Genomic DNA, 14,940 nt, shown 5'->3' with positions numbered 1-14,940 from the left:
ACTACTATATATTAACCATGGAGATAACCTTATAGAGAATACTTTACAGTATTAATCATCCTGTAATAATTCAGATACAGTAACCAATTCATAACCAAATTCTTCAATATATTCAATTAAATCAGGTAATACTTTAACTGTATTTGTCCTATCTCCACCGCCATCATGTAAAAGTATAATTGCTCCAGGATGTAATAATCTTTTAACCCTTGATGCCATTATTTCAGGATCATTAACATCTTCGTTCCAATCCATAGTATCAAGAGACCAATTAACAAACTTATAATTTTTATCACTAAAATAATCCAACTGAGAATCATTTATAGATCCATAGGGAGGCCTAATAATTTCAGGCCTATAACCTATTTGCCTTTCAATTATATCATTAGTTCTCTCTATTTCTTGAGTTACCTGCTCAATTGTAATACTGGCAAAATTAGCATGTGTATATGAATGGTTGGCAACCTCATGACCATTATGGTGAATATCTCTTAAGATTTCTGGATGATATTCAACCTGAGAACCTAAGACAAAAAAAGTTGCAGGGACATTATAATGATTTAAAACTTCTAAAATACCAGGAGTATGATGAGGATTAGGACCATCATCAAAACTAATTGCGACTTTTGGTTTAAAGCCTCCCTGAAGATAAAATATATCAGGAAATTCTTCAGCCTGTCTTCTTACTCTATCAACAAATTCATTTTCTCTATCTTCAGGCATAATAGCTTCTTCCAATATCTCATCTTCATCTGAACTAGTCATAACCTCATCAGCGGAACCATTACTCTTATTATTATCAGACATCTCTTTTTCTATAGTTTCTGTTTCCTTATTATCCTCTTTTTCAATAGCTGTATCATTACTACTATCAACAGCCTCATTAGAAAGGCTGGAGTTATAAACATTTTTCTCAGCCTCTTGAAAACGCTGAAACCTATAAGCCTGAATAAAATAGGTTGTAGTTGCAGCAATAAATATTGTGATAGTAAATATAATGAAAACTAATATAATTTTATTTTTATTCATCTAATACCTATCCTTTACAATTTAATATTCAGTAACTATCTGTTCATAACTAAGCCTTTCTTCCCTGGGCTTTAATTGGTGTGTAGAGTCATGATAGCCAACTGAAATCAACATATTGATTTCTATTTTATCTTCAATCTCAAATATCTCCCTAATTTTATCTGGCTTAAAACCAATCATTGGATGAGTATCAACTCCAAATGCTTTAGCTGTAAGCATTATTGACATTGCTAATAAAGAACTATTTCTAATAGCAAATGCTAGTTTTTTTTCTGGAGTGTTATAGGTTACATTATCATTATGCTTTATGATCTTTTCTATCTTATCCTCATCCACTTTTCCTAACTCTTTTTTCACTTCCCAGGCAGGATTTTCCCTGAAATAACCATCTTTATCTCCTAAAACAACTAATAAAACCGGTGCATCTAAGACTTTTTGCTGAGAACAGGCTTTTTCATAAACTTTCTCTCTCATCCTCTGGCTCTTTACAGCTAAAACTCTCCAGGGCTGAAGATTATAACTGGAAGGTGCTAATGTTGCTTTATTAATTATTTTCCGGAGTAAATCATCCTCTAAGTCTTTATCAGGATCAAAAGAAAAGACTGAACGCCTATTATTTAATACATCAAAGTAATCTATTTGAGGTAATTTTGACTGACTCATAAAATGCCATCTCCCTAATTATCTCTTTTTATTTTAATAAATAGCTCTCTCCAGGATTAATCGGTTCTACTACTGTTTCCGGGGCTTCTCTCTTAACCATCTCAATAAAACTATCTGCACTCTCAACAAGAATTGGGAAAGTGCCATAATGCATGGGTATTACAACATCAGCTTGCAACAAGCGAGTAGCAACAGCTGCTTGAGCAGGATCCATTGTAAAAACAGATCCTATTGGCAATAAAGCAAGGTTGATATCATAAAGTTCGTTAAACAGTTCCATACTTGAGAATACGCCAGTATCTCCTGCATAATAAATTGTCTTTCCATCGGTCAATCTAATTACAAAACCAGCCGGACTTCCTTCACCTGATGAATGGAAGGCCTGTACCATAGTTATTTTTATTCCTTCATGCTCAACAGTGCCACCAATATTCATACCAATACCTTCATTAACAAAATTACTATCTTCTAATTCCGGGTTTTCATTTTGAATTTTAGTTATAATTTCAGGTTGAGCAAAGATTATACCTTCAGGACCTAATAAAGATGCTACAGATTCAAGATGATCAAAATGGTCATGAGTAATTAGAATCATGTCAGCTTCATCTGGTATAACACCTTCTGGAGTTGCAGGATTCTCTTCAATGTAAGGATCAATCAATATTGTCTTATCATGTTGAGTCGTTATTTCAAAAAAAGCATGTCCTAACCATCTTACTTTAGTTGCCATAATAATCGCCTCCCTTTATAATTATTTCTTGATAAATATAATTAATCCTGCTATAAAGTACTAATTATTAATCTTAGATGCCAGTAATTAAACCAGTTAATAATCCAAAAACTGATCCTGACCAGCCATACATTTTAAGTCTAATAAGATACGAACCGGCAAAACTATTAAATAAATCCTCAATAGCCTCTGCTTCCATTAATTGTACCTGATTTATAGCAACATCTTTAATTGCAATGGAATTAAGTAATGATTGAAAATGATTTTCTAGACTATTAAAGCCTGCTTCAATAAAATAATCAGATAAATGATTTATTGTCTCAACAGAAAAATATCGATTTAAATGGCCTGCTTCATTAGAAATATAATTATCAAGTGAATCTATTATAGAAAGTTCTAGTTCATGATTTTTTGATATAATTTTACTCATAGCAAGAATGTCATCAATTAATTCTTCCTCTATAAACAAATTAGTTGGGCTTTTTAGTTTTTCTATATTCGCTATTGTTTTTATTGTATTATCTGAAACCATTTTAATTTCATTATTCCTTTTTTCAATTATTGGCTGTATAATCCGCTTTAAATTGCCTTTATTTAAGGGATTCAAGCCTGTCAGAGAGCTAAAAATTACGGCAGGGCTTTGACTATTAAAAATAGAACCAGATATTATTTCAAAAAGATTGATAATATGATTTTTAGATACCTGCTCATTATCTATTATATTAAAAACCAACCTGTTTTTAAAATCATTTAAAAAGTCTTCATAATTCCTCTCTGAATCAGCAAAATCAAATTCAAATTCCGGGAGTCTTATATTCCAGCAATTAGCAATAAATTCTTTAGTGTATACTGTGATTGTTCTTGCTAGTTCAGGCCTGACAAATAATTTATCTATCAATATTTGCCAGTCATCCCTGTTAGTTAAGTCCCAGAAATTTTTTGCCAGTCTATTTATTCCGTTAAAAATCAAAGGCCTAAAATTATTTTCTAATTCTTTTTGATTTTCATAAATAAAATAAGGCAATTTTTCATCTATTAGAATATCAACTAATTCATCAACTGTCTCTTTACTACCAGTAAATCGATAGGCACCTCTAAACAATGCCTGTGATAACCAATTACTTTCTTCATCTCCCGCTATTAATTCCTCTTCTAAAATCTCAGTAGAAAATTCTTTAAGCTGTCCTCTATATGATTTTATTAATCCTATTATTCTTTCAATAATAAATATTTGGATAGAGCTATATTCATCAGTAAGAAATTTATCAAGGCTTAATTTAAAAGCTCTCTCATTTTCACCTGCTGATCTATCCTTAATTTTCAAATTTGAAATAAGTTTAATTAATCCACCACTTCTTATAATGTTTAAGACATAATCTGTAATAAAATTATTTAAACTCCTCCGGGTACTTAATGGAAAAATTTCTTTTAATGATTTATTTGAGAAATAATCTTTGATTAACATCTCAATTCGATAATCCTTTTTGAAATTAGTAAAATCTAAAAACATTTCTTCTGAATTAAAATCATATTTTATTTGATCAAAAATATCATCTACTAAATTTTTTGTTATTTCATTCATAAAATCTTTATCAAAATACAAGCTCAAATTGTTATCATTATTCAAAATCGATTCAAGTAATTTTGATAAATAAGCTGCAATTTTCCCATCAGTATTTATAAATTCACTAAAAAAATCTCTTAAAAAATTATTTATTTCATCTGAACTAAACTCTAAATTATTAAATTCCTGTACTAACAATTCAAGATTACTATTAATAATAAATTCAAATTTATCTGTAATTTTTTCTGAAATTTTTAATGCAAAATCTGAGCTTAAAAGCTTTAAAATTGCTCTTAATCTTCTATAGTCTTTATCTATTATATTTTCCTTAAAAGCTTTCTGGTATTCATCTCTATCTTCTTTCAATAATCTATTTATTCGATATGGTTCCAGTAATTCGTTTTGAACAAAATCACCTAATGTTTCTGCAAATCTATCCTGATTCCTTGCAAACAAACCAGGTGTAAAGGGCATCTTTTTACCGGCTAAGCTTACAGGTTTATATGGCCTAAAAATCATCCAGATAGCTATAACGTTAGTTATATAGCCAACAAATCCAAATAAAAGCATAGCTGGTAAGATAGAGGTAATGCCTGCACCAGAGAAAATACCTCCACCAAAAATATTTAATATTAACCCTGCTAAGCCTCCAAGCATTCCTCCAAAATAAGTCAACGGTTTAAGCTCTTTCCCTATAAAACCTTCAACCACTTCTCTCATATCTTCTGCAGATAAATCTATTAAATTATCAGATACAACCTGGCTTATTTTGCCTGATAATAATTGATCAAGATTATTTTCTGCCATATCTATCAATGAATTTGCTAACTTGTCTGCAATTTGGTGATAACTATTACTCAACTTTGTTTTATCTAAGATATCGTTAATTTCTTCTGAACTATATTGATCAAAAATATCATTAACTCTATTATTTATATGAAAACTAATTTTTCTTGATAAATTAGAATAGGTTTGATCTGGTATTATAGAATCTAAATTATAAGTTCCAGACTTTTCATAAAGTTTAAAACTTAAGTCCTCAAAATTTTTGCCCCTTAAAATACTTTTAAAATCAATGTTTATAACAAAATTCTTTAACCACTTATAAATATCTATTTCATTTAAAAACTCAATCATAAATTCTTTGAATCTTTCACCTTGGAAAAATCCAGTTATCAAATTAATCATTAAATTATCAATTTGGTTAATAAAAAGTTGCAGTGGCGCAGGACCTAAAATGTTTTTTAAAGATAAACTAGTATATACTTTGTTAGAGGGGCTATTTTTAAACCATTTATAAATTATATTAATTATTTTATCATACCAATCGCCGGCATCTCCTAATTCTAATTTATTAATTCTGCTAACATACCAGCCTAATTCCCTATTTGATAGGACTACCCTGATTTTTTCTGCCAGTTCGAATGCTATTTTATCTAAATTATCATCTTCAGAAAATGATTTAAGCAATCTACCGATCAAACCATATCTCGAGGCTACTTTTCCTGATAAAGCCTTATATAAAACCTGTTTTAAATTATTTTTTAAACCTCTATTATTCTCTAATATTTCTCCAATTGTTTCATCCACTAAATCTTCCAGTTCATCTTTATGTTCCTGTAACCATTTTAAAAATTCATGAATTATAACTGGCAATTCATTTGCTAATAAAGGTGTCAACTCTTCATCCCATGTTTCTCCAAATATTTCTGGTAATGTCAGGTTAACTTTTTCTAATGAATTAATAAAAGCAGAGCTAACTTCAACTCCTAACTCTTTACCTTCCGGGCTTATCAAAAATTCATAAATATTATCCATTATGCCAAAGTCTGTTTCTTCATTTTCTTTTCTAAAATCATTAATAATAGAATCTAAAGGTCTTTCATAAACTTCATGTAATTTAGTTTCTATTATCTTTCTAATACCCAGTTCTTTTATTAAAGAATTTAAAGCTCTTTTTATTTCAACCTCATTTTTAATTAATTCTTCTTGAAAATCATCAATCAATACTCCATACTCAGAATCTTTTACTTTTATATCCAATAAAAATCCCCTTATAAAATCAACATATTCATTCATTAATTCTTCATCATTAGTAAGTTCTGCAAGAATTAAAAGAAATTCTTTGAAAATGTTATCAAACTGCTTATAACTAATAAATTGATCAAAACTGGTATTTTTAGATATACTAATCAATAAGTCAAAAATCATATCTTCATCAGATAATATTTCAACAAAACCATCTTTGGTTGATTCAACTTCAGGTAAATCCGATAACTTTATATCACTTATAACCTCTGGTAATTCATTCATAAGAAAATCTTCTATTAATATAACAAGGTTTTCTTTAAACTCTTTATTATTTATTTCTCCTGCCAGGGTATCATGATTGATAATTTCTCTTTCAACCAGTTCACTCAAATTATATATAAACTCTTCACGGGTCTTTTCAAGTACTCCTCCAAAGGGGCCAATCTTTTGAAATAACATTTTAACAGCAACATCATTTGTTATATATCCATTTGCTGCACCTGCTATTATATTTAAGAATAGATTTAATAAGCCCACAAAAATTCCCCCTGATAATAAATAAAAGTGGACAGCCTATGCCCACTCAAATAATCACTAAAAAGTTCTAATTATATTGTACTACTGTAAATTATATTAATCAAGCTAATAACCTAAATAATAGATTAGCTGTAATACCAGCCATTATTCCACCACAAAAATGGCTAAAGATTGCTCTTGATATTAAAGGCCTTCTATTTAAAGCATCTAACATTGCCACATGAGTACTTAAAAATCCACTCCAGCACATACCTATAGCAGTAAAAACCGCAATTTCATGGCCTGATATTAGCCCACTGGATAAAAATGTAGGAATTAAACTTAAAGCTGCTCCAACAGCACCAAGTGCAGTTATTGGAAAAGCAATAGCTTCAGGGCTTGAAAAGCCAAGTAAAGGTCTTAATATAGGTGAAAGTAATTCCCCTATTCTTGGAAGAAGTCTGACCCCTTCAAATGCTTCTCCCTGAAAGCCCGCAGATGGATCTGCTGGACCAAAAGTAAGAACCATAATTAAAGTACATATTACTAAAACGCCAGGAATTATACTTAAACCAATCTCTACCCCCTGTTTTCCACCTTCAAGCATTGCTGATAAAAGCCTTTCAAAAAAATTATTTAAGCCCTTGTTGTCCTCAGCCTGATTAAACTTATCCTTTGAAACATTACTGGTTTCAATGACTTTGAGTTCATTATCATCAACAGGTTTCTTTTTGATTTGATAACGCATTAACCTGACACTAACTATACTACCGGCAACTGCTCCGACATTACCAATTAATGCCTCTTTGAAAAATCCCAGACCAGCCATAAATGTTGTCAGAATTAATCCCATACCAAAAGCTGTCCCTAAATTGCAAAGCAGAGGGATATCTTCCTCTTTAAAATACCCAAGATAATCATCCTCTTTAGCCAGGGAAATTATTGCAGGATTATCAGATAAATAAGTCGTAACAATCCCTAAAAATGAAACCCCAGGTAATTTATATAGCGGTTTCATTAACGGTGCAAATATAAAATTTAATAATTTTATCACTCTAAATTCTGAAGCCATCTTACCAAATGCACCAGCTAAAACTGCTATCGCCATAATATAAAAAACAGTATCTATTAATAATTCATAGGAAGTATTAAATAAAGTTGAAAATAGATTATCAATCCCCATTATACTGCCTGTATAGCCAAAAAATACAGTTATTATTGACAAAAATAATATAGTATCGAGATAATCAACTAAAAAATATAAAAAAGGCAACTTATTTTTATTATCACCTAAGTCATCATATTTTTTTTTGAATTTACCAGTTTTATTAACTGACATTATTCTCCTCCTTGCAGGATCAAAGTTTTGTGAAAATCAACACTTTTATTATATCCTATAAACATTGATTACTGCAAGGAAAAATTTAATCTTTTTCTAAAGTTAAACCAAAATTATATCCAATAACTTTTACAGCCTCTTCTTCATATCCTGCTGGTACTAACCAGGAGATTTTAATTTCTGAAGTAGTTACCATTAAAATTGGAATCTCTGATTGAGCTAATAATTTAAAGACTTTTGCTGCCACACCAGGTTGAGTTCTCATACCCGGCCCTACAACAGAAACTTTAACAACTTCTGACCTAATCCACCAATCAGATACTCCCCAGTCTTTTCGATAAAAGGCAATCAGCTCTCTAGCCTTTTCTATATCCATTTCAGGAATCGTAAAACTTAAATTCATTCTACCTGATTTATCAAGTAACTGGGAAATCATATCAACATTAATTTCAGCTTCTGCTAAAGAGTTGAAAACTTCAGCTAAAATATAGCTATCAGCCTCCAAATCTCTCAACGTTATCTGAATATCATCTCTATTAACAGCTATACCTGTTACAAGACTTGCTTCCAGATAATCAATATTACCATTAATAATAGTTCCCTCTGCCTTCGAACAGCTTTCAGCAATATAAAGGGGCACCTGGTATTTTTGAGCTAGTTCAACTGCTCTGGGATGAATGACCTCTGCACCTAAGCTTGCCATCTCTATCAATTCTTCATAGGATGTATGATTCAACTTTTTCGCTCCAGGCAAAAGCCTGGGATCACAGGTATAAATACCCTCAACGTCAGTATAGATTTCACATCTAGCATCTAACTTAGCAGCAAGTGCCACAGCAGAAGTATCGCTACCGCCACGGCCTAAAGTTGTATATTCCTCATCATCAGTAACTCCCTGAAAACCAGCAACCACAACAATTCTTCCCTGGTTCAATTCTTTTTTTATTCTGGATAAATCAATATCTTTAATTCTTGCTTTCTGATGACTTGAAGTTGTTTCTAAATGAAGTTGAGCACCTGTTAACGAAACAGCTTTACACCCTAAATCTTGCAGAGCCATTGTCAATAAAGCTATTGAAACCTGCTCGCCTGTATTTAATAACATATCTAGCTCTCTAGAATCAGGCTTATTTGTAACAGCTCCTGCTAATTCTAGCAACTCATCAGTTGTATCTCCCATTGCTGAAACAATTACAACAATTTCATTAGATTCCTCTTTGCTTTTTTTGATTTCTTCAGCCACTCTTTTAATTTTTTCTGTGGTACCTACTGAGCTGCCACCATATTTTTGAACTATAATATTCATTATCTTATATCCTCCTGGAAGTCATGGGTTATTTCTATTTAATTTATCACATCGACAGCTTAAAATAAAGTTTTAATTTCTACTTCCAGGTTTAGAAGGAGCAATTTTTCCTTCTTTACAGATTGGACAATCTTTTTCATCATATGAAGGAACCTCTAATTGTAATAAAGGTTGAAATGGATATTTAAAATCAACTTTCCCATTACTTCTATCTACTATTGAACTAATGCCAATAATCTCAGCACCTGTTTCTTCGATGATTTTTAATAATTCTTTAACTGAACCTCCAGTAGTAACAACATCTTCAACCACTAAAACCCTCTGACCTTTTTCTAAATTAAATCCTCTTCTAAATTTCATCTCCCCATCTTTTCTCTCACTAAAAATAGCAGGTCGGTTTAAAGCCTGGCCAACTGCATAAGAAAGAACGACTCCCCCCATTGCCGGCCCAATAACAATTTCAGGCTGATACTCTGACCAGATATCTGCAATACCTTCTGCTAATTCTTTAGTATACCAGGGATACTGCAGAACCTGAGCACACTGTATATAACTTTCAGCATGTCTTCCAGAGCTTAATAGAAAATGTCCTTCAAGTAATGCTTCACTTTCTTTTAAAATTTTAATTACTTCTTTTTGATTAATCATAAATTAGCCCCCTTTTTATGAGCCAGTCCAATTATTTCCTGTAAATTCTCAAAATTATTCTTATTTAAGTATTCTGCAATACCAGTTTTAATTCTAATAGGTGCATATGGATCGATAAGCGTTGCAGTCCCAACCCCAACAGCCCTTGCTCCGGCTAAAAGATACTCAATAGCATCATCTGCTGTCATAATGCCACCTAACCCTAAAACAGGCAGAATATCATGTTTAACAATTTCATAAACCAATCTTAATGCAACTGGCTTAATTGCAGGTCCAGAAAGCCCACCAGATCCTGTAGCCAGTACTGGACTCTGACTTTCAATATCTATTTTCATCCCTGGAAGAGTATTGGCTACAGCCAGGGCATCTGCCCCACCTTCAGCTGCTGATTTAGCCACCGGGATTATATTGCTTACATTTGGGGTTAACTTGACCATGACAAATCCATTATATTCTTTTCTGACTAAATCAGTTATCTTGAAAACTAATTCTGGATCTGTACCAAAAGCAAGTCCCCCTCCTTTAATGTTTGGACAGGATACATTAACTTCAATTCCACCAATTCCTTCTTGTTTTGCCAGACCTGCTGCTAGTTTTTTAAAATCATCTAAAGAATGTCCAGAAATATTAACTAAAACCTTTGTATTTACTGACTTTAAAAACGGTAATTCTTCTTTAATAAAACCATCAAGGCCAGGATTTTCCAAACCAATAGAATTGATTAGCCCTGCAGCTGTCTCAGCTATTCTTGGCGTTGGATTACCCTCCCTGGGATCAACAGTTATACCTTTAACAATCAAACCACCAAGCTCATTTAATTCATAAAAATCAGTAAGTTCTCTTCCAAAGCCACAGGTACCTGATGCAGTCATAACCGGTGATTCAAGTTGTAACGAGCCTAATTCAGTCTTTAAATCAATTTTATAATCCACCTAACATCACCTCACTGGCCGGTAATACAGGCCCTTCCTTACATAGCCTTTTGTTCCCATCATTAGTTTTGCAACTACATGATAGACAGAGTCCATTTCCACAGGCCATTCTTTCTTCTAATGAAAACTCACCAGAAATCTCTTCTTCATGCAACCAGCTCTGTAACCATCCCAGCATTGGCTCAGGGCCGCATCCAAATAAATAATCATATTCTACTTCCTTTCCCAGGCTGCTATTATTAAGCAAGCAGGAAATAGTACCCTGGCTACCAAAACTACCATCATCTGTAGAAAGTTTTAATTCGACTGCAATATTAGCAAAATAATCTGCCAGCGGTTTTAAAACTTCTTTATTTGCTGCTCCCAGGCATAGAGTTAAATCATTATTAGCCTCTATATATTTCGCAAGATAAAATAATGGAACAATTCCCATACCTCCACCGGCTAAAATTAATTTCTTATTATTAAAATCAACTGTAAAACCATTTCCTAATGGTCCGTGTATATCCAGAGAATCTCCTTTAATATAATTGCTTAAAGCCCTTGTTCCTCTGCCCTTTATTTCATAAACAAAGCTAACCTCATTATTATCCTCATCAAAATCAAATACTGATAAAGGCCTCCGTAACAGAGGATCATAGCTCTCTTCACTACAAACTTTAATATTAAAAAACTGGCCAGGTTTAACATTTATCCCATCTTTAAACCTGACTTTTAATAAAAATATCTTATCTGCTAAAGGTTTGTTGCTTAATACTTTAGCCATTAATAACACCTGCTTTTTCCAATGCCTGATTAATATCTATTTGCATTTTCTCAGCAGCTTCAGCTGCCGCTAAACCAAATTCTTTCTCTTTGTATTTGTCTTTATATAATTCTTTTCTATAAGCAAAGATAATTGAACGGGCAGAATTAACTATGCCTCCGCAACCGTTGCTATCAAACCCGGCAACAACATCATCGGCTCCGCCACCTTGAGCACCATATCCAGGAATCAAAAAGAAAGTTCGGGGCATTAATTTTCTTAATTCAGCTAATTCTTCAGGGCAGGTTGCTCCCACAACTGCTCCTAAATTGCTATATCCCATTTCGCCACAGTAATCCTCACCCCATTTTTCAAACATCAAGGCCAGCTCCTCATAAAACCTTTTACCAGAGGCCATCATTAAATTCTGAATCTTTTCAGCCCCAGGATTAGATGTTCTCAACAAACCAAAAATCCCGGCCTCCTCATTTTCTAAAAAGGGTTCAACTCCCTCAAACCCTAAATACGGATTTATTGTCAGGGCATCTGCTTTAACAAAACCTAAAGCAGGTTTATTACTGTCATTTTCCTTATTTAAATAAGCATTATAATAACCTTTAGCAGAGCTTCCAATATCATTTCTTTTGCCATCAACAATAACCATTAAACCTGACTCTCTGGCAAATTTAACAGTCTCCTTAAAAGCCTTTAAGCCTGGGAGACCAAGCTGCTCATAAAAAGCAAGCTGGGGTTTTACGACTGCAGAAAATGGTTTGATATTTTCTATAATGACCTTATTAAAATCTTTAACTGCATGAGCTGCTGCCTCAAGATATTTAGTTTGATTATTAGCTTCTCTAGCACCAGCTTCAAGCATTAGATATTCAGGGATCTGATCTATATGAGGATCAAGACCAACACATATCCGACTATCTTTTTCTTTCATTTTTGTTATAAGTCGATCAATAAATAAGTTCACCCTGACCACCTCTATTATCATAAATTATCTTACCATCTTTTATAGTCAGCTTTACAGTTCCAGTTAATTCCTGACCATTATAAGGAGAATGCTTACCCAGGGACTTAAATTTATCAGTATCAACAGTCCAGCTCTCATTTTCAGCAAAGATAGTTAGATCAGCAATTGAACCAATTTTTAAGCCCTCTTTATCTAATCTTAATATTTCTGCTGGATTATAATACATTAATTCAATTATCTGATTCCAGTCTAAGTTACCCTTTCTAATTAAATAATGATGGAGGACAGATAGGGCTGTTTCTAATCCAGAAATTCCAAATGCTGCTGAATCGATCGTCCCCATTTTCTCTTCGTAGGTATGGGGAGCATGATCTGTTGCAATAACAGAAAGCTGTCCATCTTTCACTGCTTTTATCAATGTATCTCTGTCATCTACTGATCTAAGTGGTGGATTAACTTTCATAGCAGTATTATATTCCTGTAAATCTGCATCAGTTAAAGTTAAATGGTGAGGAGTAACTTCAGCTGTAACTTTTATTCCATTCTCTCTGGCTGCCTTTACAAGTTCAAAACCTCTAGCAGTACTTAAGTGAGCAATATGGAGTCTGGCTCCTGTTAGATCAGCCAGGGCAATATCCCTTGCAATCATAACTTCTTCTGCAGCTGCAGGTATCGGCTTTAAGCCAAGCTTTGTAGAATAAAATCCTTCATGCATTACCCCTTCTGCTGCTAGATTTAAATCTTCACAGTGACTTATAATAGGTAGATCAAAGGGCCTTGAGTATTCCATTGCCCGCCTCATTACTTCACTATCCATCACAGGATTTCCATCATCAGTAACCCCTTTAACGCCTGATCTTGAAAGAAAACCAATCTCAGCTAACTCTTTACCTGAACTGCCTTTTGTAATAGAGCCTAATGGCACAACATCAACCAGTGCCTCCTGAGCTCTAGCCTTAATCAACTCAATAGTCGCTGGATTATCGGCTATTGGATCTGTATTTGGCATTGCCGCTACTGTAGTAATACCTCCAGCTGCAGCCGCTTCACATCCAGTCTTAATTGTCTCTTTTTCTTCATAGCCTGGCTCTCTTAAATGAACATGCATATCTATCAAGCCAGGTAAAACTTTCGTTCCATCTAAATTAATAATTTCCGTATCATTCTCATCTATATTTTCAGCAATTTTCACGATTTTATTATTTTCTATTAAAATATCAACCTTTTCAGGCAATTCATTTCTGGAATCTACGGGACAACCATTTTTAAGCAAGAGCTTCATGCTTTACCTCCTTACCGGCCAGAAGATACAGTAGAGCCATTCTAATGGCTACTCCATTAGCCACCTGTTCAGTTATTACAGACTGTTTACTATCAGCAACATTTGATTCTATCTCAACCCCACGATTCATTGGACCAGGGTGCATTACTAAAGCTTCAGGTTTTAAACTTTTCTGCCTCTCCTTATTTATACCATATAAGTATCTATATTCTCTAAGAGATGGGAATAATCCCCGCTCCTGTCTTTCCAGTTGAATTCTTAAAATATTCACAGCATCTACACCTTTTAATGCTTCATCTACATCCTGATAAACTTTAACACCAGCCTGTTCGATTCCCATTGGAATAAGAGTTGCTGGTCCACAGAGCCTTATTTCAGCTCCAAGGGCTAATAATCCCCAGATATTTGACCTGGCGACTCTGGAGTGAGCAATATCTCCAATTATTAATATCTTCTTCCCTTTCAGTTCTCCAAGCTTATCCCAGATTGTAAAGATATCAAGTAATGCCTGTGTTGGATGAGCATGAGGGCCATCACCTGCATTTAATACTGCAGCCTGTAAGTTATCACCTAAATATTTTGCTGCCCCTGGATGACTATGTCTTACAACAACTACATCAGCTGCCATAACCTCCATTGTTCTAGCCGTATCAAGTAAAGTTTCTCCTTTAACAACACTGCTGGCCTTCTTTGAAATACTCATTACATCTGCACTTAATCTTTTAGCTGCAAGATCAAAAGAAGATTTTGTTCTTGTGCTAGGTTCAAAAAATAAATTAACAACAGTCTTTCCTCTAAGAGTGGGAACCTTTTTAACTGACCTGGTAAAAATATCTTTCATCGAACTTGCCGTCTCAAGAATTCCATAAATCTCTTCATCTGTTAATCCTTCGAGATCAATAAAATCTTTCTGCTTTAACATCAAGCCACCTCCATTGAATTTTGGGACGGCCTATCAGTCTGGAAATTACATAAAAAAACCTCTCCACCAACCGGCAGAGAGGTTATTATGCGAGGAATTACAGCTATACTTTTCCCAAAGTTTTCTGTAATTAAGTTAAGACCTTTTCCAGCCTCACAGGACCGGTTTAAAAGTTGATTTTATTCAGTTATACTAACCATATCAGATAAAAATTCTTTTGTAAAGAGCCAGTAACGAATTTTCTCCAATATATT

At 33.3% G+C, this 14,940-nt stretch carries 12 protein-coding genes; all 12 read right to left on the bottom strand.

The genetic code is table 11. From position 1 onward, the window contains the following. Positions 1 to 51 precede the first annotated feature (51 nt). The 12 genes from I0Q91_RS01080 to I0Q91_RS01025 all read right to left on the bottom strand — a co-directional run bounded on the left by I0Q91_RS01080 (position 52) and on the right by I0Q91_RS01025 (position 14,689). On the bottom strand, positions 52 to 1,029 hold the full coding sequence (locus I0Q91_RS01080; RefSeq protein WP_270452300.1) for a polysaccharide deacetylase family protein: 978 nt from the start codon (positions 1,027 to 1,029) through the stop codon (positions 52 to 54). Positions 1,030 to 1,050: 21 nt separating this feature from the next. After that, positions 1,051 to 1,692 (bottom strand): nitroreductase family protein, encoded by a 642-nt coding sequence (locus I0Q91_RS01075; RefSeq protein WP_270452298.1) that lies wholly within the window; start codon positions 1,690 to 1,692, stop codon positions 1,051 to 1,053. A 28-nt stretch (positions 1,693 to 1,720) separates the two neighbouring features. Then, positions 1,721 to 2,422 (bottom strand): metal-dependent hydrolase, encoded by a 702-nt coding sequence (locus I0Q91_RS01070; RefSeq protein ID WP_270452297.1) that lies wholly within the window; start codon positions 2,420 to 2,422, stop codon positions 1,721 to 1,723. Between the two features lie 73 nt (positions 2,423 to 2,495). After that, complete coding sequence (locus I0Q91_RS01065; protein ID WP_270452296.1) at positions 2,496 to 6,554, bottom strand: DUF445 family protein; 4,059 nt, start codon at positions 6,552 to 6,554, stop codon at positions 2,496 to 2,498. Between the two features lie 100 nt (positions 6,555 to 6,654). Then, positions 6,655 to 7,872, bottom strand: a complete 1,218-nt coding sequence (locus I0Q91_RS01060; protein ID WP_270452295.1) for a CD0519/CD1768 family membrane protein — start codon at positions 7,870 to 7,872, stop codon at positions 6,655 to 6,657. 85 nt (positions 7,873 to 7,957) lie between these two features. Further along, positions 7,958 to 9,178 (bottom strand): aspartate kinase, encoded by a 1,221-nt coding sequence (locus tag I0Q91_RS01055; protein ID WP_270452294.1) that lies wholly within the window; start codon positions 9,176 to 9,178, stop codon positions 7,958 to 7,960. A gap of 72 nt (positions 9,179 to 9,250) precedes the next feature. Further along, the gene (pyrE, locus tag I0Q91_RS01050; RefSeq protein ID WP_270452293.1) at positions 9,251 to 9,826 is read right to left on the bottom strand and encodes an orotate phosphoribosyltransferase; all 576 of its coding nucleotides are present in this window, start codon (positions 9,824 to 9,826) and stop codon (positions 9,251 to 9,253) included. Beyond that, positions 9,823 to 10,758 carry a dihydroorotate dehydrogenase gene (locus I0Q91_RS01045; protein ID WP_270452292.1) on the bottom strand — a complete coding sequence of 312 codons (936 nt, stop codon included), beginning with the start codon at positions 10,756 to 10,758 and terminating at the stop codon, positions 9,823 to 9,825. The genes pyrE and I0Q91_RS01045 overlap by 4 nt, the downstream gene beginning before the upstream one ends. Then, positions 10,748 to 11,524: a dihydroorotate dehydrogenase electron transfer subunit gene (locus I0Q91_RS14380; RefSeq protein ID WP_270452291.1), complete on the bottom strand. Its 777-nt coding sequence runs from the start codon at positions 11,522 to 11,524 to the stop codon at positions 10,748 to 10,750. Before I0Q91_RS14380 ends, I0Q91_RS01045 begins: the two co-directional genes overlap by 11 nt. Beyond that, positions 11,517 to 12,482, bottom strand: coding sequence for an orotidine-5'-phosphate decarboxylase (gene pyrF, locus I0Q91_RS01035; RefSeq protein WP_270452290.1), 966 nt, complete (start codon positions 12,480 to 12,482; stop codon positions 11,517 to 11,519). Before pyrF ends, I0Q91_RS14380 begins: the two co-directional genes overlap by 8 nt. Continuing rightward, positions 12,466 to 13,764 (bottom strand): dihydroorotase, encoded by a 1,299-nt coding sequence (locus I0Q91_RS01030; RefSeq protein ID WP_270452289.1) that lies wholly within the window; start codon positions 13,762 to 13,764, stop codon positions 12,466 to 12,468. The genes pyrF and I0Q91_RS01030 overlap by 17 nt, the downstream gene beginning before the upstream one ends. Beyond that, positions 13,748 to 14,689, bottom strand: a complete 942-nt coding sequence (locus tag I0Q91_RS01025; RefSeq protein ID WP_270452288.1) for an aspartate carbamoyltransferase catalytic subunit — start codon at positions 14,687 to 14,689, stop codon at positions 13,748 to 13,750. The genes I0Q91_RS01030 and I0Q91_RS01025 overlap by 17 nt, the downstream gene beginning before the upstream one ends. Positions 14,690 to 14,940 lie beyond the last annotated feature (251 nt).

The sequence above is a fragment of the Halonatronomonas betaini genome (assembly GCF_015666175.1).
GTDB classification, from domain to species: domain Bacteria; phylum Bacillota; class Halanaerobiia; order Halanaerobiales; family Halarsenatibacteraceae; genus Halonatronomonas; species Halonatronomonas betaini.
This window is presented reverse-complemented; position numbering and strand designations above follow the sequence as displayed.

Excerpts from the sequence above, each read along its gene's own strand:
- I0Q91_RS01080 (WP_270452300.1), bottom strand. The coding sequence starts at position 1,029 with ATGAATAAAAATAAAATTATATTAGTTTTCATTATATTTACTATCACA.
- I0Q91_RS01075 (WP_270452298.1), bottom strand. The coding sequence starts at position 1,692 with ATGAGTCAGTCAAAATTACCTCAAATAGATTACTTTGATGTATTAAAT.
- I0Q91_RS01070 (WP_270452297.1), bottom strand. The coding sequence starts at position 2,422 with ATGGCAACTAAAGTAAGATGGTTAGGACATGCTTTTTTTGAAATAACG.
- I0Q91_RS01060 (WP_270452295.1), bottom strand. The coding sequence starts at position 7,872 with ATGTCAGTTAATAAAACTGGTAAATTCAAAAAAAAATATGATGACTTA.
- I0Q91_RS01055 (WP_270452294.1), bottom strand. The coding sequence starts at position 9,178 with ATGAATATTATAGTTCAAAAATATGGTGGCAGCTCAGTAGGTACCACA.
- pyrE (WP_270452293.1), bottom strand. The coding sequence starts at position 9,826 with ATGATTAATCAAAAAGAAGTAATTAAAATTTTAAAAGAAAGTGAAGCA.
- I0Q91_RS14380 (WP_270452291.1), bottom strand. The coding sequence starts at position 11,524 with ATGGCTAAAGTATTAAGCAACAAACCTTTAGCAGATAAGATATTTTTA.
- I0Q91_RS01030 (WP_270452289.1), bottom strand. The coding sequence starts at position 13,764 with ATGAAGCTCTTGCTTAAAAATGGTTGTCCCGTAGATTCCAGAAATGAA.